General features: G+C 61.6%; 22 protein-coding genes. 15 read left to right on the top strand and 7 right to left on the bottom strand.

The window, feature by feature from the left end; all coding sequences use genetic code 11:
• Positions 1 to 9: 9 nt before the first annotated feature.
• Positions 10 to 2,163, top strand: coding sequence for a slr1591 family oxidoreductase (locus AB1E33_RS15010; RefSeq protein ID WP_372578076.1), 2,154 nt, complete (start codon positions 10 to 12; stop codon positions 2,161 to 2,163).
• On the opposite strand, the gene mnmH is transcribed toward AB1E33_RS15010, so the two are convergent.
• The 3 genes from mnmH to AB1E33_RS14995 all read right to left on the bottom strand — a co-directional run bounded on the left by mnmH (position 2,154) and on the right by AB1E33_RS14995 (position 4,603).
• Complete coding sequence (mnmH, locus tag AB1E33_RS15005; protein ID WP_372578075.1) at positions 2,154 to 3,206, bottom strand: tRNA 2-selenouridine(34) synthase MnmH; 1,053 nt, start codon at positions 3,204 to 3,206, stop codon at positions 2,154 to 2,156. The two genes, AB1E33_RS15010 and mnmH, sit on opposite strands and share 10 nt — an antisense overlap.
• Before the next feature lie 37 nt (positions 3,207 to 3,243).
• Positions 3,244 to 3,909 carry an SOS response-associated peptidase gene (locus tag AB1E33_RS15000; protein WP_372578074.1) on the bottom strand — a complete coding sequence of 222 codons (666 nt, stop codon included), beginning with the start codon at positions 3,907 to 3,909 and terminating at the stop codon, positions 3,244 to 3,246.
• A gap of 88 nt (positions 3,910 to 3,997) precedes the next feature.
• On the bottom strand, positions 3,998 to 4,603 hold the full coding sequence (locus AB1E33_RS14995) for a glutathione S-transferase family protein (protein ID WP_372578073.1): 606 nt from the start codon (positions 4,601 to 4,603) through the stop codon (positions 3,998 to 4,000).
• A 228-nt stretch (positions 4,604 to 4,831) separates the two neighbouring features.
• Between AB1E33_RS14995 and AB1E33_RS14990 the strand changes: the two genes are divergently transcribed.
• The 3 genes from AB1E33_RS14990 (at position 4,832) to AB1E33_RS14980 (ending at position 5,597) form a co-directional block, all read left to right on the top strand.
• Entirely contained in the window at positions 4,832 to 5,113 is a 282-nt protein-coding gene (locus tag AB1E33_RS14990) for a hypothetical protein (protein ID WP_372578072.1), read from the top strand.
• Positions 5,055 to 5,408: a sulfotransferase family protein gene (locus AB1E33_RS14985; RefSeq protein WP_372578071.1), complete on the top strand. Its 354-nt coding sequence runs from the start codon at positions 5,055 to 5,057 to the stop codon at positions 5,406 to 5,408. The genes AB1E33_RS14990 and AB1E33_RS14985 overlap by 59 nt, the downstream gene beginning before the upstream one ends.
• Before the next feature lie 63 nt (positions 5,409 to 5,471).
• Positions 5,472 to 5,597: a hypothetical protein gene (locus AB1E33_RS14980; protein WP_372578070.1), complete on the top strand. Its 126-nt coding sequence runs from the start codon at positions 5,472 to 5,474 to the stop codon at positions 5,595 to 5,597.
• Between the two features lie 42 nt (positions 5,598 to 5,639).
• Here the strand turns inward: AB1E33_RS14980 and AB1E33_RS14975 are convergent, their stop codons facing one another.
• A complete protein-coding gene (locus AB1E33_RS14975; protein WP_372578069.1) occupies positions 5,640 to 7,217 on the bottom strand; it encodes a bifunctional metallophosphatase/5'-nucleotidase in 1,578 nt (525 codons plus the stop codon).
• A gap of 120 nt (positions 7,218 to 7,337) precedes the next feature.
• Here AB1E33_RS14975 and AB1E33_RS14970 point away from each other — a divergent pair, with 120 nt between their 5' ends.
• From AB1E33_RS14970 to arsC, 3 genes are read left to right on the top strand one after another with little or no spacing between them, the layout of a single operon-like run.
• Positions 7,338 to 7,676, top strand: a complete 339-nt coding sequence (locus tag AB1E33_RS14970; protein WP_372578179.1) for a DUF952 domain-containing protein — start codon at positions 7,338 to 7,340, stop codon at positions 7,674 to 7,676.
• Entirely contained in the window at positions 7,673 to 8,734 is a 1,062-nt protein-coding gene (locus AB1E33_RS14965) for a quinone-dependent dihydroorotate dehydrogenase (protein WP_372578068.1), read from the top strand. The genes AB1E33_RS14970 and AB1E33_RS14965 overlap by 4 nt, the downstream gene beginning before the upstream one ends.
• Positions 8,722 to 9,072 carry an arsenate reductase (glutaredoxin) gene (gene arsC / locus AB1E33_RS14960; protein WP_372578067.1) on the top strand — a complete coding sequence of 117 codons (351 nt, stop codon included), beginning with the start codon at positions 8,722 to 8,724 and terminating at the stop codon, positions 9,070 to 9,072. The genes AB1E33_RS14965 and arsC overlap by 13 nt, the downstream gene beginning before the upstream one ends.
• Here arsC and AB1E33_RS14955 read toward each other — a convergent pair.
• Genes AB1E33_RS14955 through AB1E33_RS14945 form a run of 3 tightly spaced genes read right to left on the bottom strand, consistent with a single transcriptional unit; the run spans position 9,069 to position 11,328 of the window.
• Entirely contained in the window at positions 9,069 to 10,388 is a 1,320-nt protein-coding gene (locus AB1E33_RS14955) for an MATE family efflux transporter (protein WP_372578066.1), read from the bottom strand. The two genes, arsC and AB1E33_RS14955, sit on opposite strands and share 4 nt — an antisense overlap.
• A complete protein-coding gene (locus tag AB1E33_RS14950; RefSeq protein WP_372578065.1) occupies positions 10,385 to 10,909 on the bottom strand; it encodes a PaaI family thioesterase in 525 nt (174 codons plus the stop codon). The genes AB1E33_RS14955 and AB1E33_RS14950 overlap by 4 nt, the downstream gene beginning before the upstream one ends.
• Positions 10,909 to 11,328 (bottom strand): PaaI family thioesterase, encoded by a 420-nt coding sequence (locus tag AB1E33_RS14945; RefSeq protein ID WP_372578064.1) that lies wholly within the window; start codon positions 11,326 to 11,328, stop codon positions 10,909 to 10,911. The genes AB1E33_RS14950 and AB1E33_RS14945 overlap by 1 nt, the downstream gene beginning before the upstream one ends.
• Before the next feature lie 115 nt (positions 11,329 to 11,443).
• Between AB1E33_RS14945 and AB1E33_RS14940 the strand changes: the two genes are divergently transcribed.
• The 8 genes from AB1E33_RS14940 to AB1E33_RS14905 all read left to right on the top strand — a co-directional run bounded on the left by AB1E33_RS14940 (position 11,444) and on the right by AB1E33_RS14905 (position 19,232).
• On the top strand, positions 11,444 to 11,812 hold the full coding sequence (locus AB1E33_RS14940) for a MerR family transcriptional regulator (protein ID WP_372578063.1): 369 nt from the start codon (positions 11,444 to 11,446) through the stop codon (positions 11,810 to 11,812).
• Between the two features lie 227 nt (positions 11,813 to 12,039).
• The gene (locus AB1E33_RS14935; protein ID WP_372578062.1) at positions 12,040 to 12,441 is read left to right on the top strand and encodes a MerR family transcriptional regulator; all 402 of its coding nucleotides are present in this window, start codon (positions 12,040 to 12,042) and stop codon (positions 12,439 to 12,441) included.
• Between the two features lie 46 nt (positions 12,442 to 12,487).
• Positions 12,488 to 14,269 (top strand): acyl-CoA dehydrogenase C-terminal domain-containing protein, encoded by a 1,782-nt coding sequence (locus tag AB1E33_RS14930; RefSeq protein WP_372578061.1) that lies wholly within the window; start codon positions 12,488 to 12,490, stop codon positions 14,267 to 14,269.
• A gap of 55 nt (positions 14,270 to 14,324) precedes the next feature.
• A complete protein-coding gene (locus AB1E33_RS14925) occupies positions 14,325 to 14,537 on the top strand; it encodes a hypothetical protein (RefSeq protein ID WP_372578060.1) in 213 nt (70 codons plus the stop codon).
• A gap of 154 nt (positions 14,538 to 14,691) precedes the next feature.
• Positions 14,692 to 15,330 carry a glutathione S-transferase family protein gene (locus AB1E33_RS14920; RefSeq protein ID WP_372578059.1) on the top strand — a complete coding sequence of 213 codons (639 nt, stop codon included), beginning with the start codon at positions 14,692 to 14,694 and terminating at the stop codon, positions 15,328 to 15,330.
• 10 nt (positions 15,331 to 15,340) lie between these two features.
• Positions 15,341 to 16,552, top strand: coding sequence for an acetyl-CoA C-acetyltransferase (locus AB1E33_RS14915; RefSeq protein WP_372578058.1), 1,212 nt, complete (start codon positions 15,341 to 15,343; stop codon positions 16,550 to 16,552).
• A complete protein-coding gene (locus tag AB1E33_RS14910; protein WP_372578057.1) occupies positions 16,552 to 17,037 on the top strand; it encodes a cupin domain-containing protein in 486 nt (161 codons plus the stop codon). Before AB1E33_RS14915 ends, AB1E33_RS14910 begins: the two co-directional genes overlap by 1 nt.
• Positions 17,034 to 19,232, top strand: coding sequence for a 3-hydroxyacyl-CoA dehydrogenase NAD-binding domain-containing protein (locus tag AB1E33_RS14905; protein ID WP_372578056.1), 2,199 nt, complete (start codon positions 17,034 to 17,036; stop codon positions 19,230 to 19,232). The genes AB1E33_RS14910 and AB1E33_RS14905 overlap by 4 nt, the downstream gene beginning before the upstream one ends.
• Positions 19,233 to 19,535 lie beyond the last annotated feature (303 nt).

Here is a 19,535-nt window from a genome sequence, read left to right as displayed (position 1 = left end):
TCTGACCATATGCATCTCCCTCCCCTGCCACTGACCCGCGATCTGGTCCTGATCGGGGGTGGTCATACGCACGCGCTGGTGCTGCGCAAATGGGGGATGAACCCGCTTGCCGGGGCACGGGTCACACTCATCAATCCCGGTCCCACCGCGCCCTATTCGGGCATGTTGCCGGGCTTTGTCGCCGGGCATTACGAGCGAGACGATCTGGATATCGACCTTGTCCGCCTGGCACGCTTTGCCGGTGCGCGGGTGATCCTCGGCGCGGTCGAGTGGCTGGACTCCGCCCGCCGCGAGATTCACGTGCCGGGGCGGCCGCCCGTCGCCTATGACGTCGCGTCGATCAATGTGGGCATCACCTCGGACATGCCCGCACTGCCCGGTTTTGCCGACTATGCGGTGCCCGCCAAGCCGCTGGGCGTGTTTGCGCAGCGCTGGTCCGCGTATCTGGACGGGGCGGGCGCGGCTCGCGTGGTGGTGATCGGCGGCGGTATTGCCGGTGCGGAACTGGCGATGGCCATGGCGCATGCGTTGCGGCAGCGCGGGCGCAACGCCATGGTCAGCATCGTCGACAGCGCCACCGCACTTGCAGCGCTTGGCGAGCGCGCCGCCGACCGGCTGCTGCAGGCGTTGGCGGCACTCGACGTCAAGCTGATCGAACAGACGCAGATCCGGTCCGTTCACGCTGATCATTTAACCCTGTCCGATGGCAGCCGCCTTGAGGCCGATTTCATCACTGGCGCCGCCGGGGCGCGGCCCTATGACTGGATCGCGCAAACCGGGCTGCAGCTAGACAATGGTTTTATCGCCGTGAACGAACGTCTGCAAAGCAGCGACGCAGCGGTCTTCGCGGCGGGCGATTGCGCGCATCTGAGCCATGATCCACGCCCCAAGGCAGGCGTCTACGCGGTGCGCGAAGCGCCGGTGCTGCACCGAAATCTGCGCGCGGCGCTGGGGGCTGGACGCATGGCGCGCTACGCGCCGCAGGATGATTACCTGAAACTGGTCTCGCTGGGTGCGCGAGTGGCCCTTGGCGAGCGGTTTGGGAAAGCTCTGAGCGGGCCTCTCATGTGGCGCTGGAAGGATCATATCGACCAAAAGTTCATGAACAGGTTCCGCTACCTGCCAAAGATGAAGCAACCCGCCCTGCCTCGCGATCATACCGACGGCATGGATGAGGCACTTGGGGGCAAACCGCTCTGCGGGGGCTGCGGCGCAAAGGTCGGACGGCTTGCCCTGCGCGACAGCCTACCCGCCCCGCAGGACCGCGCCGACATCACCCCCCTGCCCGGTGACGACGCCGCGTTGATCCGCACTGGCGGTGCGCGGCAGGTCCTGACCGCAGATCACCTGCGCGGCATCACACTGGACCCGGTCGTAATGGCGCGGATCGCAGCGCATCACGCGCTGGGGGATATCTGGGCGATGGGGGCCGCGCCGCAAGCCGCGACAGCGACGCTGATCCTGCCGCGCCTGTCGAGCGAATTGCAGCGCCGTACCGTGGCCGAGATCATGCAGGCCGCGCATGAGGTGCTACGCCACGCCGGGGCCGAGATCGTCGGCGGTCACACTTCGATGGGCGACGAGATGACCATCGGGTTCACCCTGACCGGCCTGTGCGACCGCGATCCGATCACGCTGGCGGGGGGGCGGCCCGGCGACGTCCTGATCCTGACCAAACCGATTGGCAGCGGCGTGATCCTCGCCGCCGAGATGGCCGGAGCGGCCCGCGGCGAACATGTGGCCGAAGCCTATCGCCTGATGCAGCAGTCGCAGGGCGCAGCGTCCGATATCCTGCGCGAGGCACATGCAATGACCGATGTTACGGGATTTGGCTTGGCCGGGCATTTGATCGGGATCTGCGAGATGTCGGGAACCGGCGCAGTGCTTGATCTGCAGGCCGTACCGATCCTGCGCGGGGCTGAAGACTTGGCGCGTAGCGGCACCCGCTCAACGCTGTTCACCGATAATCGGGCGCTGACCCCGGACCTGCCCGAGGGCGACAAAGCCGACCTGCTTTACGACCCGCAAACCGCCGGAGGATTGCTGGCTGCCATTGCGCCCGAAACGGAGGATGACGTCCTGTCCCGACTGCAGCGCGCAGGCTATGAGGCCGCGCCTATCGGCAAACTGACCGAAGGGGCCGGGCTGCGGCTTCAGAGCTGATCCAGCATCGCCTCGATCCGGGCCGCCGCCTGATCCAGATCAGCGGGTGACAGCGACGCCAGCTGCAATTGCGACAATACGGTCGCGCCGCGCGCCTTGCGCGATTTGTCATAGGCCGGATCGTAGTGCTGCTGCATCAGCGCCCGGGTCAGCCCGGGTTTGTCCTGCGCGTCGATCAGGGCGTTCCAGCCATCGACCACCTCATGGCCGCGAAAGAACCGCAGCGGATCAAGGCACGCGCGCAGCGGACCGGGATCCGAGAGGATATCGTCATAGGCCCGAACCAGATAGGCCGTACGCGCCTCTATGCTGGCCTGCAACTCGATCCGGGGCGCCGCACAAAGCGCCGACCACAGGCTGGGCGGCAGGATACGCTCGCCGATCTTGCTCGATTCCGCCTCGACCACCACAGGGCGGCCCGGGTCCAGCCCGCAAAGCAGCCCGGCAAGACCCGATTCGAACCCCTTCTGGCTTGGTTGCCCGCCTGGCCTTGTCCCGAGAAGCGAGCCGCGATGATTGGCCAGTGCCTCAAGGTCCAGCACCTGAACGCCGCGCGCCCGCAGATACACCAGCAAATCGGTCTTGGCGGTGCCGGTATAGCCATCCAGCGCGACCAGCCGATGCGGCAGGGGATCGTCATAGAGGTAACGCTTCACCAGCCGCCGGTAGCTGCGATAACCGCCCGCCACCACCTGCGCCCGCCAGCCGATCTGTTGCAGCATCCAAGCGAACGAGCCCGACCTCTGCCCGCCACGCCAGCAATAGACCAGTGGCCGCCAACCGCCCTCGTGATGGCCAAGGTGGTGTTCGATGTGATTAGCGGCGTTACGAAACACCAGCGCCGCACCCAACTTGCGGGCGCGAAAGGGGCTGTCCTGCACATAGATCGTGCCGACCCGCGCGCGCTCCGCGTTGTCGAGAACCGGCAGGTTTATGGCGCCGGGCATGTGATCTTCGGCAAATTCCGCCGGGCTGCGCACATCGATCACGGTATCGAAACCATGCGAGAGAATATTGGCGAGTGTTGTGAATTCGAGTGCCATGCAAAGGCTTTAGCGCGGCTGTCGCCGGAGTGAAAGCTCAGGCCGCAAGCGGCGCGATCAATTCCGCGCCGCTGGCCCGGTTCGAATTCACTGCCGGGTCAACTCGGTGAAAGGTCAGGACCTCTTCTGCTCCGGGCTGCATCAGGCGCGCTGCGCCATGGCCTGCCTCGCCCAGCCAGAGCGGCCAGTCGTCGGGTTCCAGGATCAGCGGCATCCTATGGTGAACTGCCCCCATATGCCGGTTGGCGGCCGTGGTGACGATGGCGCAGGTGGTGTACCTGCCCGCCTCCTCCCCCCAGTCCTGCCAGATACCGGCAAGGGCGATCACAGCCTGATCCCGGCGGTGGATATACCAGGGCAGGCGCGCTCCTTCTCGCGTCTTGGTCCATTCATAGAAGCCAGTGGCGATAAGGATACAGCGCCGTGCACGGCAGGCCTCGCGGAAGGCGGGCTTTTCGGCAATGGTCTCGGAGCGCGCGTTTATCAGCAGCGGTCCGGCAGTCTCTGAATTGTACCATCGGGGCAGGAAACCCCAGCGCATCGGCATCAACTGACGCCCGGTATCGCCCGTGCGCACCGCATGCACCTGATTGGTCGGGCAGACATTGAAGTTTGGTGTTTCAGGCAACGTATTTGTTGGTTGCGCCGCGAATAATTGCGCCATCGCATCATTCGGCAAAGTGACCGCGATCCGCCCGCACATGTGTCATGCCCCCCACTCTGGTCCTTCAGAGACATACCAGACACGACACGATTCGCCCTTGTCCAATATGCACCGCCTGTCGCTACCTTCAGGCGGGTTCCGGCACCGGGTTGATCCTTTGCCAGGTATCAAGCGTCTCGATCCGGTCCATCCAGCGGTCGATGTTGTCATAGGCTTGCAGCGGATACTGACAGGCCTCGCGGTAACACAGAATGGCCGCGACCGAGATATCGGCGGTGGTCATTGCGGACCCGGACAGCCAGTCGCGCCCGGACAAATGATCGTCAAGCACCCGCGCAAACGGCTCAATCTGACTGGCCGCCGCGCCCAGGTCCACATCCTGATTGCCAAAGAAGTGGTGCGCGATGAACGGGCTGCAGGCCGGCGTCCAATGGCAGGATTCCCAGAATTGCCACCGCATGATGTCATAGCGCTGGTTCGATTTTGGCCAGAGCGCTGTGTCCACCTCGGCACACAGCCGGTTCACGATCGCATTCGATTCCCAAAGTGTGCTGCCATCGTCCAGTTCCAGAACCGGCACCCTACCATTTGGATTGAGTGCGAGGAACTTGGCACTTTTTTGGTCTCCCGAAGCCAGATCCACCTGTTCGGCCTCGACACCAAGATCCAAACAAGCATTCACGAACAGCGCCTTCCGACTGTTTGGCGATTGCGAAAAAACATGCAATTTCATCAAAGAACCTCCCGAATGTTAGGTCTTTATTTTACATTAAAGTTAAATAATGTTAAGTCACCTTTTTACGCGGCGCAGATCAGGAAAATATTCCCACTTACCGGACCGGTGCCATGATTTGGCTGGAGGCCCTCTAAAACCACGTTTTCGCTGGCCCTTACCGATGACCGTATCGCGACCAACCACACCCGTGCGCTTGTGCAGGCTGGTACTACCGGACACTCCGACTTGATCCACCGGCAGAGTCTGCAGCGAACACCCAACCGGGCAAGCAACCTGTTAGAGCTGGCACGATTCCATCCGGCAGAAAGTGCCGGCCTGCTTGCTGACGAGATCGAAGCGGCCCTAGCACAATCCCTGAACACCGAGAATGCGAATTGCTTTGCTTTGACCGATCTGCTGAACCTAGCAGGCGACATGGATGATACGCTGCACTGGGCTGCGCAGGCCAATGCGCTCACTCCCGACGCGCACAAACGGCCGCGCCTTTATCGACAAGATGCCGCATAATTTTCAGCTGATCGGCTTCTTCCTGACCGCGTTCCCCTATGCGCGCGTTATCCACTGCCAGCGCGATCGGCGCGACGTGGCACTGTCAAAGTGGCTGGCCCGCTTTCCGGCTGCCGGGCTGACTTATACGTCCGATCTCGACGCCTTGGCCGAGGCCGCCAACACCTACCGGCACCACATGGCACGGTGGGAAGCGCTGTATCCGGAACAGGTTCTGACCATGCGGAACGAAGATCTTGTCGCGATGCCGGAACCGCTCAGCCGCCGCATGTTGGATCATTGCGGGTTGGAGTGAAGCGAAGAGATCTTGCGCCCGGAATAAAACACCGCGTGCGTTCACACAGCAAGCGCGCATCAGGTGCTCAATCCTATCTCGGGCAAGGCGGCGGGCCGCTGGCATCAGGCCGAGAATTTCCTGCAGCCCTCTGTCGACAAACTAGATCCGGAACTTTGGCCGGAATTCGACCTGCTTGAACAGGCCTGAGCGGTAGACCGCGCCGCGCAAAAGGCGCGACGCGGTCAGGTGTCACTTCTGTTTGATACGGCCGTCCGTATAGGGCTGATAGGGCGAGTTTGCGGCCAGGTATTCAGCCGTCACATCCGCCAGATCGGGACCGAAATCATAGGCGTTCTTGTCGTCGCCCGAAAACACGTCATAGCCGTCGCCGCCATTGCGAACATAGTCGTTGGTCACCACCAAATAGGTTTGCGCCAGGTCTATCGGCGCAAACCCGTCGGGCCCGGCCACCATCACTTCGGCGATCCGTCCTTCGTTCGGGGCGGCGGACGGGTCCCAGGTGAATGTCAGTCCCGCCACCTGCGGGAAGCGACCCTTGACCTCTTCGACCTGGCTGACGCCGTTTTCTAGCGCGTCGACCAGACCCTGGCCGCTGATCTCGAATGTCGAAAGCGTGTTCTGGAAGGGCAACACGGTCAGCACCTCGCCCATGGTCACTTCACCCGGATCGATCGAGGCGCGCAGCCCACCGGAATTTGCGATAGCGATGGTCACGCCCTGATCGGCGACCCGATCCAGCATCGCATCGGCCACCAGATTGCCCATCGCGCATTCCTGCACCCGGCAAACCTCGCGCTCGCCCATGATCGGTTCGGCAGCAGCAGCGACGACCTTTTTGCGAATCTCTTCAAGCGGTTGCGCCAGCTCTTTGATCCGGCTAACGGTGTCGGCATCCTCGACCACCTGACCGTCCATGACCAGCGGCTCGCCGGTGGCGGCGGTGACGTTGCCCGCGTCATCGAACGTGACGTTCAATTCCCCCAGGAACTTACCATAAGCATAGGCCTGCACGATCTGAACGCCGTTGACGACAGTGGGATAAGGCCCCGCAGCCTTGTCCGAAACATTGCTGAGATAGGTGTTGGAATGGCCGCCTACGATTACGTCGACACCGGTGGTGTTCTCGGCCACGCGCTGATCGACGGCAAAGCCGGAATGGCTGAGCACAATGATCTTGTTGACCCCCTCGGCGCTCAGGCGATCCACCTCGCCCTGCACTGCCGCCACCGGGTCCGAGAAGGTGATATTGGGACCGGGCGAGGCCAGATCATGGGTGTCCTCGGGCGTCAGGCCGATCAGGCCCAGCTTTTCGCCGCCCACCTCAAGCACCACGGATTTGCTGATCTTGTCGGTCAGCAGTTCTTCGTCGGCGATGTCGGCATTCGACATCAACACCGGGAAATCCACCGCGTCGATGAACCCGCGCAGCACCTCGGGACCGTCGTCAAACTCGTGGTTGCCCACGGTCATCGCGTCATAGCCCTGCTTGTTCATCATCTCGGCAGCGACTTTGCCCTTGTAATAGGTATAGAACAGCGAACCCTGAAACTGATCCCCGCCATCGACCAGAATGCTGTTCCCGGCTCGCGCGCGCGCTTCGCTGATGGCGGTGACCAGACGGGCGGACCCGCCAAAACACTCGCCTGCGGCGTTATCCTCGGGGTCGCAGCCGCTGTCATATTTCGAGATCGGTTCGAACCGAGAATGGAAATCATTGGTATGCAGGATCGTCAGCTCATAGTCCGCCGCAGCCAGACCGGCGGTCAGACCCAGTGCGGCAAGCGATGTCAGAAATCGCGTCAACATCGTTATTCTCCCAGTTGTTGATTGGCTTGGATGGTGCGCCGGACCGCGACCGGAGTCAAAGGGGAGATATCAGGAAAATGCCGCTTGATTCCGCGTCAACTGCACGGCATCAGGACGGTCATGCTGATCTACAAGATTTTCCGCGCGGACGAGTGGTCCGCCCTGCAGGCGGCTGGCGAAAGCGCCGGTGCGCCCATTGATCTGACCGACGGCTATGTGCATTTCTCGACCGCCGAGCAGGCACGAGAAACAGCGGCGAAACATTTCGCCGGTGAAGAGGGCCTGTTCCTGCTGGCCTGCAACGGCGATGCGATGGGCGAGGACCTGAAATGGGAGGTGTCGCGCGGCGACGCGCTATTTCCACATCTCTACCGACCGCTTCGGATGGCGGATGTGCTGTGGTCGGTGCCCCTAACCCTGTCCGAAGGCAGCCACCATTTTCCCGAGGACATGACATGACGCTGAGAGAGAGGTTTGGCCTTGCCGTCCTGCACCGCCTGGACCCCGAAACCGCACATGGCCTGTCGATCAAGGCGCTAAGACTGGGGCTCGGGCCCGCGTCCGGCCCGGTGACAACGCCGCGACTGCGCACGCAGATTGCCGGTCTCGATTTGCCGAATCCGGTCGGGCTGGCCGCAGGCTTTGACAAGAATGCCGAAGTGCTGGGGCCGCTGTCGCGCGCGGGCTTCGGGTTCATCGAGGTGGGCGCTGCAACGCCCAGACCTCAGGCGGGCAATCCCAGACCGCGCCTCTTTCGCCTGACCGAGCATCAGGCAGCCATCAACCGGTTCGGCTTCAACAACGAGGGGATGGGCCCCATTGCGCAGCGTCTGTCACAGCGCCCGCGCAACGCGGTGATCGGCCTCAACCTGGGCGCCAACAAGGACAGCAGCGACCGGCCCGGTGATTTTGCGACTGTGCTGGCGCATTGCGGCACGCATCTGGATTTTGCGACGGTGAATGTATCCTCGCCCAACACCGAAAAGCTGCGCGATCTGCAGGGCAAGGCTGCGCTTACGGCCTTGCTGGGCGGCGTGTTGGCCGCACGCGATGATCTTGCGCGCCGCATTCCGATCTTCCTCAAGGTCGCGCCAGACCTGACCCAGGACGAGATCCGCGACGTGGCCGAGGTTGCGCTGGAGACCGGCATCGACGGGATCATCGCCACCAACACGACGCTTGCGCGCGACGGTGTGGATGAACGCTACCGCGATACTGCGGGCGGGCTGTCGGGCCAGCCGCTCTTTGATCGTGCAACGCGGGTCGTGGCGCATCTGAGCGCCGCAACCGAGGGGCGTCTGCCCCTGATCGGCGTTGGTGGCGTATCCTCGGCACAGCAGGCCTATGCTAAGATCCGCGCCGGGGCTTCGGCGGTGCAGCTTTATACCGCGCTGGTCTATCACGGGCTATCTCTGGTGCCCGAGATCGCGCGGGACCTGGACGAGTTGTTGGCTCGGGACGGGTTTGCCAATGTGGCCGATGCGGTCGGTACCGGGAGGGACGAATGGCTGTCATAACCTATTGGCATAATCCCAGATGCTCGAAATCCCGCGCGGGTCTTGCCCTGTTGGAGGAACCCGGTGCAGTGGTCACGATCCGCAAGTATCTGGATGATGCGCCCAGTATCGAAGAGTTGCGGCAGGCGCATCTGGCGCTGGGGCAACCGCCCGCCCTCACCATGGTGCGAACCGGCGAGGCGCGGTTCAAGGAATTGGGCCTGTCGAAACAGGACCCCGACGTCGTGCTGCTGGCCGCCATGGCGGACAATCCGATCCTAATCGAGCGACCGCTGGCGATCTGCGGCGATCGCGCTGCGATCGGACGTCCGCCCGAGGCATTGTTGGAACTGCTCTAAGCAGCAATCTGTGCCTCCAGCCTTGGATAGCGCAGCCCCAGCGTCACGCCGCGTGCGATGTTGAGCACCATCAGCGCCGCCCAGAGCCCGTGATTGCCCATCAGCGGCACCAGCGCCAACAGAGCGACGACGTAGATCGCGACCGAGACCAGCATCGCGTTGCGCATCTCGCGGGTCCAGGTGGCGCCGATATAAATCCCGTCGAACATCCAGCTTGCGATGCCAATCACCGGCGCAAGCGCAGCCCACCACAGATAAGCACGTCCTGCGGCCCGCACCTCGGGCGCCGTGGCCATCAGGTCGATCAGCGATGGCCCGACCAGCCAGAAGAACAGCCCCAGCAGCACCGAGCCACCCACGCCCCATTGCGACGCGATGATGGCCGAGCGGCGCAGATCCCCACGCGACTTCGCCCCCACCGCCCCGCCCACCAGTGCCTCGGCCGAAAAGGCGAACCCGTCCAGCGCAAAGGCGGTGATCTCGAGGAATTGCAGCAGCACCTGATTGGCTGCCAGCGTCACATCGCCCAGATCGGCCCCGACAAACAGGAAGGTGGTGAAAGACCCGGTCAGCAGCACCGACCGCACCATGATATCGGCATTTACCTGCATCATCCGCCGCAACCGCGCCGGGTCGAACACCCGCGCCCAGTCGCGCCACTGATCGCCCGCGAACGCCTCGCGGCATAGCCACAACCCCAGCGCGATACCGGTCCATTCGGCGATCAGGGTCGCGATAGCCACGCCCTCGATACCCCAGCCGAGACCCAGCACGAACCACAGGTCCAGCACGATGTTGAGCCCGTTCATCCAGAGCTGCAGCACGAACACTCCGCGTGTCCGTTCAACCGCGATCAGCCAGCCGGTCACCGCATAAAGCGCAATGGTCGCGGGCGCCCCCCAGATGCGGATTGCCAGATATTGCCGGGTCAGCGCCTCGACCTCTGCGCTTGCGGGCGAAAGCTTGAACGCGCCCCAGAACAGAGCTGCCTGCGTCACGATGAAGAGCAGCCCGGCCGCCCCGCCGATCATTACGCCGCGCATCAGAAGCGCGCCGGTTTCGGCGCTGTCTCCTGCCCCGCGCGCCTGTGCTGCCAGGCCGGTTGTGCCCATGCGCAGAAAGCCGAAAATCAAGTAGACCGTCGACAGGATCACCGCCCCCATACCGACCGCGCCGATCGGCGCGGCCTGTCCCATCTGGCCGACAACCCCGGTGTCGACCGCGCCCAGAATCGGTACGGTGGCATTAGACAGAACGATCGGCGCGGCGATGGCCAGCACCCGGCGATGGGTGATCGGCGCGCGCGCGGCGCTCACGACGCGGTCTCGGAATCCTTGGGCTGAGGCATCAGGAAATGCCCGGTCCCCTGCGCAAAAGGTTTCGAGCGTGAATCCTGCCAAGCCTCGACCCGGATCGTGGCATAGCGGCGGCCCGACCGGCCCACCCAGGCCCGCGCATAGGCGTCGCGCGGCAGTCCGGTGCGCAAATAGTCGACGGTGAAATCGATGGTTTTAGGGAAGCTCGGAATATTCTCGAGCGTCAGCGCTTCGATCTCAATATCTCCGGCCTCGACCATTGGCAGGAAATGTTGCCAAGCGAGCGTCAGGATCGCGGTGGTTTCCAGAAAGGCCGAGATCACGCCACCATGCAGCGCGGGCAGAAACGGGTTACCGATGAGCTTGTCGTCGAAATTCAGGACGCCGGTCAGTTCATCACCCCGTCGTTCCAGCGAGATGCCAAGGAATTGCGCATAGGGAATGCCATCGACCAGCGCCGTGAACGCCGCATCGCGCCGCTGCTTGACCACATGCATCGGTTCGGGACGGGCGCGGGCCATCAGCGCCCCTCAACCGTAAAGGCACCGGTGGCGGTGGCGACAGGATTGTCCACATCATCGTCAGTTGCGACTGCCCGGACAAAGGCCACGTTGCGGGTGATGTGGTAACAGGTTGCCTTGGCGGTGATGGTCTGGCCGGGGTTGGCGCCGCGCATATAGTCGATCCGCAGGTCGATCGTGGCGGTTCCCGCCGGGGCCTCGGGGTGACACATCACCGCAGCACCGCAGCACGTGTCCATCTGCGCCGAGACCGCGCCACCATGCACGACACCGTTTCGTGGATCGCCTACCAGCTCGGGCTTGTAGGGCATTGAAATCTCGGCCTGCCCTTGGCCCAGCTCGACAAGTTCAAGCCCCAGCGCCCGCGCGTGCGGGATCGCCTCGATGAACTGTTTTGCGATTTTCTTGCTGTCGACCAATTGTGTCTCCAATACCGGTGCCACCTCTTTATGATGTGCCGCGCCGCAAAAGAGCAAGCCCCACTGTTGCGCAGAAACAGACGACGCAATAGGTTGCGATACAAGGAGATTATCGATGACCGAGACGCGTCTGTCCTTCAAGGAAATGTGCTCCAAGTTCGAAGTGACGCCACGCACTTTGCGATATTATGAGTATATCGAACTGCTGCAGCCCGACCGCGAAGGCCGGTCCCGGTTCTATGGGCACAGGGAAGTGGCGCGCATGGAATTGATCATGCGGGGGCGACGCTGCGGATTTGCGCTGGAAGAGATTCGCCAGTGGCTGCTGATCTACGAAGACAAGGGCGACAAGGTGCAGATGGCTACCTTTGTCGAAATGGCCGACCGTCAACTGGCTGAATTAGGCAAACAGCGCCAGCAGCTGGATGATGCGATGAACGAGTTGATACGCCTGCGGGATCAGACGGCGAACCTGCTGAAATAGGCATTTTCGGCCCGGTCCCGCCGATGTAAGGGGGCTAACGCATTGTTATCGTTGTGTAAAATCTGCGTTCGACGCCACGCCCGTTTGCTACCCAACGAGATGATCCGACGTCAACGCAGCAAGTGACGCAGCGTCTCACTTACGTCAACGTAAAGATGGTGTTGTATTGCGCCCGCAGGCTGCGCATTTGCATGGCGTAATGCTTGTTAGTTTGAAGGTCTGAGAACATGCACGAAGACACGATGACAATTCGCGAGATGTGTGATGCATATGAGGTCACGCCTCGCACCCTGCGCTTCTACGAAGCCAAGGAGTTGCTGTTCCCGATCCGGGACGGCCAGAAACGCCTGTTTACTAAACGGGACCGAGCGAGATTGAAACTGATACTGCGCGGCAAGCGCTTCGGTTTCAGCCTCGAACAGATCCGCCAATTGCTCGACCTTTATCACATTGGTGACCAGCAACACACGCAGCTGCAACGCACATTCGAAATTGCCCGTGATCGCCTTGCCGACATGGAATCGCAGCGCGAGGAACTGACCCAGGCGATAGACGATCTGAAAGCGCAGTTGAAATGGGGCGAAAAAATCCTCGTCTCGATGGAAGAAACAAAAAAAACCGCCAAATGATCTTAATACCCTGAAGATTGCCGACCAGTCCAAAAGGAAGCCCTTCATGCCAATCTACAACGCTCCTACCAAAGACACACAGTTTGTGCTGCACGATGTGCTGAATGTCTCGGCCTCGGATATTCCGGGTTATGACGATTTGGAAGCCGATTTCACCGGCGCCGTCCTGGCGGAATCCGGCAAGATCGCCAGCAACGTGCTGCACCCGCTGAATGTGGTTGGCGACAAGGAAGGTTGCCGCCTGGAAAACGGCGTCGTCTATACACCCTCCGGGTTCAAAGACGCATTCGAGCAGATGAAAGCGGGCGGCTGGACGGGTCTGGACATGCCGGAGGAATATGGCGGGCAGAACATGCCCTATGTCCTGGCAACCGCCGTGGGCGAGATGTTCTCGGCCGCCAACCAGGCGTTCACCATGTATCAGGGTCTGACCCACGGTGCGGCCTCGGCGATCCTGGCGCACGGCACCGAAGACCAAAAGAACACCTATCTGCCCAACATGGTCAGCTGTGAGTGGACTGGCACCATGAACTTGACGGAACCGCATTGCGGCACCGATCTGGGTCTGATGCGCACCAAGGCGGAACCTCAGGCGGATGGCAGTTACAAGATCTCGGGCCAAAAGATTTTCATCTCGGCCGGCGAACATGACATGGCCGACAACATCATTCATCTGGTGCTGGCTAAGATCGTAGGCGGCCCCGATGGAATCGGAGGCGTGTCGCTGTTCATCGTGCCTAAATTCGTTGTGAACGAGGATGGCAGCCTGGGCGAGCGCAATGGCGCGGCTGTCGGCAATATCGAAGAAAAGATGGGCATCCACGGCAACTCGACCTGTGTGATGAACTACGACGAAGCAACCGGTTACCTTCTGGGTGATGAACATAAAGGCATGCGCGCCATGTTCACCATGATGAACGAGGCCCGTTTGGGTGTCGGCATGCAGGGCCTGAGCCAGGCTGACGCCGCCTATCAAAACGCCGTGGAATACGCCAAGGACCGTCTGCAGGGTCGCGACGTGACCGGCGTGAAAAACCCAGATGGTCCGGCCGATCCGCTGATCGTGCACCCCGACATCCGCCGCAGCCTGATGGATCAGAAGAGCTTTGCCGAAGGCGCGCGTGCCTTCATCCTGTGGGGCGCAACCATGATCGACAAGGCGCACCGTTCCGGTGACAAGGATGCAGACGGCCTGATCTCGCTGCTGACCCCGGTCATCAAGGGCTTCCTGACCGACGAAGGTTACGACATGACCGTTAAAGCCCAGCAGGTCTATGGCGGACATGGCTACATCGAAGAATGGGGCATGTCTCAATACACCCGCGACGCCCGTATCGCGATGATCTACGAAGGCGCCAACGGCGTCCAGGCTCTGGACCTGGTGGGCCGAAAGCTGGCGCAGGATGGCGGCAAGCATGTCATGGCGTTCTTTGAAATGGTAAAAGGTTTCTGCAAGGCAAACGCCGGTCAGGACGAAGCCTATGACCGCGACTTCATCGAACCGCTCAAAGCGGCCTCGAAGGATCTGCAATCGGCAGGCATGTATTTCATGCAGCACGCTGCGAAGAACCCGAACGAGGCGCTGGCTGGCAGCAACGACTTCATGCACATGTTCGGTCATGTCTGTCTGGGTCTGATGTGGGCCCAGATGGGGCTGGCCGCGCGCAACGCGCTAGCCGAGGGTGCCTCGGACAAGGCCTTCTATGAGACCAAATTGGTCACCGGCCGCTACTACATGGCCCGCCGCCTGCCTGCCACCGGCATGCACCTGGCTCGCATCCAATCGGGTGCGGCACCGGTGATGACACTAGACGCCGATCAATTCTGATCCCAGATTGGCACCGGGCCACCCGGCCCGGTGCCCTTCAACCTCGAGGATCGAGATGCCGAAACGTTTCCGCCTGACCCGCCGCTTCCCTGTCGCCATGACCGAGGATGGCTATCGCAGACTCAAGAGGTTTGCCACCGAGGCAGGGTTGGACGAAGGCGAAGCATTGTCGTTTCTGTTCGAGAATTTCAACAGCGTCATCAATGACGAGAACCTGACCCACAGACTCCGTCTGTTCAATGCGGAACTGGAGGACCGAAAACGATAACCAACCCCCTGACGGCCTTCACCAGGGCCTAGGGCGATGCGCCTTTGAAGCAAGAAGATATTGCCGCGGTGCATCCGCGCGACCGATCCTGTCTTTTTTCTTGAAATACGCGGAACCAGATATCTGCGACACGCACCATGGGAGGGGCGTAGAGATGGCAATAAAACTCCACTGCTTCGGAGAAAGCGGGAATTCATACAAGGCGGCGCTAGCCCTTGAGCTGTCGGGGCTCGACTGGGAGCCTGTGTTTGTCGACTTTTTCAACGGTCAGACCAGAACCCCCGAATACCGCCGTGACGTCAACGAAATGGGCGAGGCGCCGGTGCTGGTCGACGGCGATTTCCGGACCAGCCAGTCCGGTGCGATCCAGGCCTATGTCAGCGACAAATCCGGCAGATTCGGTGGCAGCACCGAGGCCGAGAGATACGACATTCTGCGCTGGGTCCTGTGGGACAACCACAAATTCAGCTCGATGGCGGGCCTGACCCGGTTCCTGATCAACTTCCTGCCCGAAGACAAACGCCCCGCCGAGGTGATCGCCTTCAACCAGGGCCGGCTCAAGGCCGCTTATGCGACACTGAATACGCATCTCGACGGGCGCGACTGGATTGTCGGCGACGGGATCACCAATGCCGATATCAGCTGCTGCGGCTACCTCTATTATCCGGAACCTTTCGGGTTTGACCGGGCCGACTGGCCCCATATCGACACCTGGCTCACGCGGATCAGTGAAACGCGTGGCTGGAAACACCCATATGATCTGATGCCCGGCAAACCGTCGGACCGAGCTTGAGGAGAGCAACATGACCGAAGCATACATCTACGATGCTCTGCGTACCCCCAGGGGTAAGGGACGCAAGGATGGCAGCCTGCATGAGGTGACATCCGCGCGGCTCAGCGCAGAGACGCTGAATGCTGTGAAAGAGCGCAACGGCCTGGAAGGCCATGCCGTCGAGGACGTGATCTGGGGCAACGTGACCCAGGTGATGGAACAGGGCGCCTGCCTGGCACGGACTGCCGTGCTAGCCTCCGACCTCGACGAATCGATCCCGGGTCTTGCCATCAACCGGTTCTGTGCCAGTGGCATGGAGGCAGTCAACCTGGCCGCCAACCAGGTCAAGGGCGGTGCAGGCGATGGCTATATCGCCGGTGGTGTCGAAATGATGGGCCGCGTGCCGATGGGCAGCGACGGGGCAGCGATTGCGGTCGATCCCTCGATCGCGATGAACACTTATTTCGTACCGCAAGGCATCTCGGCCGATCTGATCGCCACAGAATACGGCTTCACCCGGGATCAGGCCGATGCGCTGGCCATGGAATCGCAACGCCGCGCGGCGAAGGCATGGGAAGAGAACCGGTTCTCGAAATCGGTGATCACCGTCAAGGACCAGAACGGCATTCCGATTCTGGATCATGACGAATACATGCGCCCCGGCACCGACATGCAGTCGCTGGGTGGCCTGAACCCGGCTTTTCAGATGATGGGCGAGCAGATGCCCGGCTTCGACAAGGTCGCGCTGATGAAATACCCCCATCTTGAGCGCATCAACCACATCCACCACGCGGGCAACAGCTCGGGCATCGTGGATGGTGCGGCCGCCGTTCTGATCGGCAACAAGGAGTTTGGCGAGAAAAACGGTCTGACGCCGCGCGCCCGCATCAAGGGCACTGCAAAAATCGGCACCGAGCCCACGATGATGCTGACTGGCCCGGTTCCGGTGACCCAGAAAATCCTGGCCGACAATGGCATGAGCATCGGTGATATCGACCTGTTCGAAGTGAATGAGGCCTTCGCCAGCGTCGTGCTGCGCTTCCAGCAGGCCTTTGACGTCGATCCCGAAATGGTCAACGTCAATGGCGGCTCGATCGCGATGGGCCACCCGCTGGGTGCGACCGGCGCGATCATCATCGGCACCTTGCTGGACGAGCTCGAACGCTCGGACAAGGAAACCGGCCTTGCCACGCTCTGCATAGCATCGGGCATGGGTGCCGCAACGATCATCGAGCGTGTCTGATGCCAAAGCTGGACCTTACACAGATCGAGCGGCAGACCGGATCGGGCTATCCCGGCAAGCTCGCGCGCAATGGCGAGGGCCGCAGCAGCCAACGGCTTGGCGATGCCGGTGGCCTGACCCAATACGGGGTCAATCTGGTTCGGCTCGAACCCGGCGCTGCGTCCTCCCTGCGCCACTACCATATGGAACAGGACGAGTTCGTGATGGTGACTGAAGGGGTCTGCACGCTGATCGACGACGACGGCGAACATGCGATGCAACCCGGCGATTGCGCCACCTTCCCGGCCGGAGATGCCAACGGGCACCACCTTGTAAACAAATCGGATGCCCCTGCCGCCTTTCTGGTGGTGGGCACCCGAACCCCGACTGAAACCGGCTATTACAGCGATATCGACATGATGGTGAAGGTTGACCAGAACGAGTTCACCTTCACCCGCAAGGATGGCAGCCCGCTGACGGCTGACCAGATCGGAGATGAGACATGACCGATTTTAAATATGAAGTGGACGCTGACGGCGTCGCGATTATCACCTGGGACGCCGAAGGCAAAAGCATGAACGTGCTGACCCGTGAGGCTTTTGGATTGGTCGAGGGCTATATTGATCAGGCGCTGGCGGATGACGCCGTCAAAGGGATCGTGATTACCAGCGCAAAGAAGGACTTTGCCGGCGGCATGGACCTGAACACGCTGGCCACGATCCGCGAAGAAGCGGGCGATGAACCAGCAAAGGCGCTGTTCGATTTCACCATGAGCGGCCACCGCACCCTGCGCAAACTGGAGCGTGCGGGCATGGAGCCCAAGACCAACAAGGGCGGCAAACCGGTGGCCTGTGCCATCAACGGCACCTGCGCGGGCATCGGCACCGAGATCGCGCTGGCTTGCCATCACCGTGTGATGACCGACAATCCGAAATCCAAGATCGGTCTGCCCGAGATTCTGCTGGGTATCTTCCCCGGCGGCGGTGGCACCATCCGCTATTCGCGCATGGTAGGGCTGATGGCGGCCTCGCCGGTTCTGCTGGAAGGCAAGATGCTGGACCCGGCCAAGGCCAAGGGCGCTAAGCTGGTGGACGAGGTTTCCGCTGATCCGCTCGCTGCGGCGCGCGAATGGGTACTGAACGCCACCAACGCCGATATCATCAAACCTTGGGATGCCAAGGGCTACAAGATGCCTGGAGGTGCGCCCTACAACCCCGCCGGGTTCCCAAACTTTGTCGGTGCCTCGGCGCTGGTCAACAGCAAGACGCAAGGCGCCTTCCCCGCCGCCCAGGCGCTGCTTTCGGCAATCTACGAAGGCGCGCTGGTCGATTTCGACACCGCGCTCAAGATCGAAGCACGCTGGTTCACCAACGTGCTGATGAACCCGTCCTCTTCAGCAATGATCCGCAGCCTGTTCCTGAACAAGCAGGCGCTGGAAAAAGGCGCCGTGCGGCCTGCGGGCGTCGCGGACCAGACGGTCAAGAAGCTCGGCGTTTTAGGCGCGGGCATGATGGGCGCGGGCATCGCGCTGGTCTCGGCGCAGGCCGGTATCGAGGTTGTTCTGATCGACCGCGACCAGGCCGCCGCCGACAAGGGCAAGGCCTATACCGAAGCCTATCTCGACAAAGGCATCAAGCGCGGCAAGGCGACCCCCGAAAAGAAAGAGGCGATGCTGTCGCGGATCACCGCAACGCCCGATCTGGCAGCACTTGAAGGCTGTGACCTGATCGTCGAAGCCGTCTTCGAAGACCCCGCCGTCAAGGCCGAGATGACCAAAAAGGTCGAAGCGGTGATCCCCGAGGATTGCATCTTTGCCTCCAACACTTCGACCCTGCCGATCACTGATCTGGCCAAGGCGTCCTCGCGCCCCGAACAGTTCATCGGCATTCACTTCTTCTCGCCGGTCGAAAAAATGCTGCTGGTCGAGATCATCAAGGGGCGCGAAACCGGTGACCGCGCGGTGGCCAAGGCGCTGGACTATGTGCGCCAGATCCGCAAGACGCCGATCGTGGTCAACGACGCGCGCTTCTTCTACGCCAACCGTTGCATCATTCCCTATATCAACGAAGGTCTGCGGATGCTGACCGAAGGCGTCTCGCCTGCCCTGATCGACAATGCCGCACGGCAGCTCGGCTTCCCAGTGGGTCCGATCCAGCTGAACGACGAGACCTCGATCGATCTGGGGGCCAAGATCGCGCGTGCGACCAAAAAAGCGATGGGCGACGACTATCCCGAGAACCCCGCCGACGAATTGATCTTCTGGCTGGAAGACCTGGGCCGTCTGGGCCGCAAGGCAAATGCCGGCTTCTTCGAATATGACGAGAAGGGCAAGCGCGTCGGTTTCTGGGATGGTCTGGCCGAGAAATACCCGCTGGCCGACGATCAGCCCGATCTGACCGAGGTGCAGGAACGCCTGATGTTCGCACAGGTTCTGGAAGCGGTGCGCGCGCTGGAAGAGAACGTGCTGATGGACATCCGCGAAGGCGATGTGGGTGCGGTTCTGGCTTGGGGCTTTGCGCCCTGGTCCGGCGGCCCGCTTAGCTGGCTCGACATCATCGGCACGCCTTATGCCGCCGAACGCTGCGACCAGTTGACCGCTGCCTATGGCGACCGGTTCGCCTGCCCGCCGCTATTGCGCGACATGGCCGCCAAGGGTCAGAGCTTTTATGGAAGGTTCGACCCCGAAGCCAAAGCGGCCTGATCGCAGCTCTATATGAAACGGAAACCGGCGCCCCGTAATTGGGCGCCGGTAATGTGTTTGGAGGTAGAGGGGGGGGCTCCAAACAACCCGCCAAAGCGGGATCTCATTCCAGGGAAAGTGTTTTTTCTACCATCCCCAAGGACCCAGCCCAAGACAGGGCTTTGCGACCCGCCATTGCAGCGGCATCGCACTTGGTCCTAGGTTCGGCCATATGCTTCTCTCCCCAAGGTAGCAAAATAGACCATCCATCCCAAGTTTACCTTAGGTAAAGCAAGGCCGATTCGGAAGTCTTATTCAAGCTCC

Source organism: Ruegeria hyattellae, assembly GCF_041537925.1.
Lineage (GTDB): Bacteria > Pseudomonadota > Alphaproteobacteria > Rhodobacterales > Rhodobacteraceae > Ruegeria_C.
This window is presented reverse-complemented; position numbering and strand designations above follow the sequence as displayed.

Excerpts from the sequence above, each read along its gene's own strand:
- AB1E33_RS14920 (WP_372578059.1), top strand. The coding sequence starts at position 14,692 with ATGGCAATAAAACTCCACTGCTTCGGAGAAAGCGGGAATTCATACAAG.
- AB1E33_RS14905 (WP_372578056.1), top strand. The coding sequence starts at position 17,034 with ATGACCGATTTTAAATATGAAGTGGACGCTGACGGCGTCGCGATTATC.
- AB1E33_RS14915 (WP_372578058.1), top strand. The coding sequence starts at position 15,341 with ATGACCGAAGCATACATCTACGATGCTCTGCGTACCCCCAGGGGTAAG.
- arsC (WP_372578067.1), top strand. The coding sequence starts at position 8,722 with ATGGCTGTCATAACCTATTGGCATAATCCCAGATGCTCGAAATCCCGC.
- AB1E33_RS15010 (WP_372578076.1), top strand. The coding sequence starts at position 10 with ATGCATCTCCCTCCCCTGCCACTGACCCGCGATCTGGTCCTGATCGGG.
- AB1E33_RS14910 (WP_372578057.1), top strand. The coding sequence starts at position 16,552 with ATGCCAAAGCTGGACCTTACACAGATCGAGCGGCAGACCGGATCGGGC.
- AB1E33_RS14930 (WP_372578061.1), top strand. The coding sequence starts at position 12,488 with ATGCCAATCTACAACGCTCCTACCAAAGACACACAGTTTGTGCTGCAC.
- AB1E33_RS14965 (WP_372578068.1), top strand. The coding sequence starts at position 7,673 with ATGACGCTGAGAGAGAGGTTTGGCCTTGCCGTCCTGCACCGCCTGGAC.
- mnmH (WP_372578075.1), bottom strand. The coding sequence starts at position 3,206 with ATGGCACTCGAATTCACAACACTCGCCAATATTCTCTCGCATGGTTTC.
- AB1E33_RS14985 (WP_372578071.1), top strand. The coding sequence starts at position 5,055 with ATGCGCTCACTCCCGACGCGCACAAACGGCCGCGCCTTTATCGACAAG.
- AB1E33_RS15000 (WP_372578074.1), bottom strand. The coding sequence starts at position 3,909 with ATGTGCGGGCGGATCGCGGTCACTTTGCCGAATGATGCGATGGCGCAA.
- AB1E33_RS14935 (WP_372578062.1), top strand. The coding sequence starts at position 12,040 with ATGCACGAAGACACGATGACAATTCGCGAGATGTGTGATGCATATGAG.
- AB1E33_RS14925 (WP_372578060.1), top strand. The coding sequence starts at position 14,325 with ATGCCGAAACGTTTCCGCCTGACCCGCCGCTTCCCTGTCGCCATGACC.
- AB1E33_RS14995 (WP_372578073.1), bottom strand. The coding sequence starts at position 4,603 with ATGAAATTGCATGTTTTTTCGCAATCGCCAAACAGTCGGAAGGCGCTG.
- AB1E33_RS14975 (WP_372578069.1), bottom strand. The coding sequence starts at position 7,217 with ATGTTGACGCGATTTCTGACATCGCTTGCCGCACTGGGTCTGACCGCC.
- AB1E33_RS14970 (WP_372578179.1), top strand. The coding sequence starts at position 7,338 with ATGCTGATCTACAAGATTTTCCGCGCGGACGAGTGGTCCGCCCTGCAG.
- AB1E33_RS14950 (WP_372578065.1), bottom strand. The coding sequence starts at position 10,909 with ATGGCCCGCGCCCGTCCCGAACCGATGCATGTGGTCAAGCAGCGGCGC.
- AB1E33_RS14940 (WP_372578063.1), top strand. The coding sequence starts at position 11,444 with ATGACCGAGACGCGTCTGTCCTTCAAGGAAATGTGCTCCAAGTTCGAA.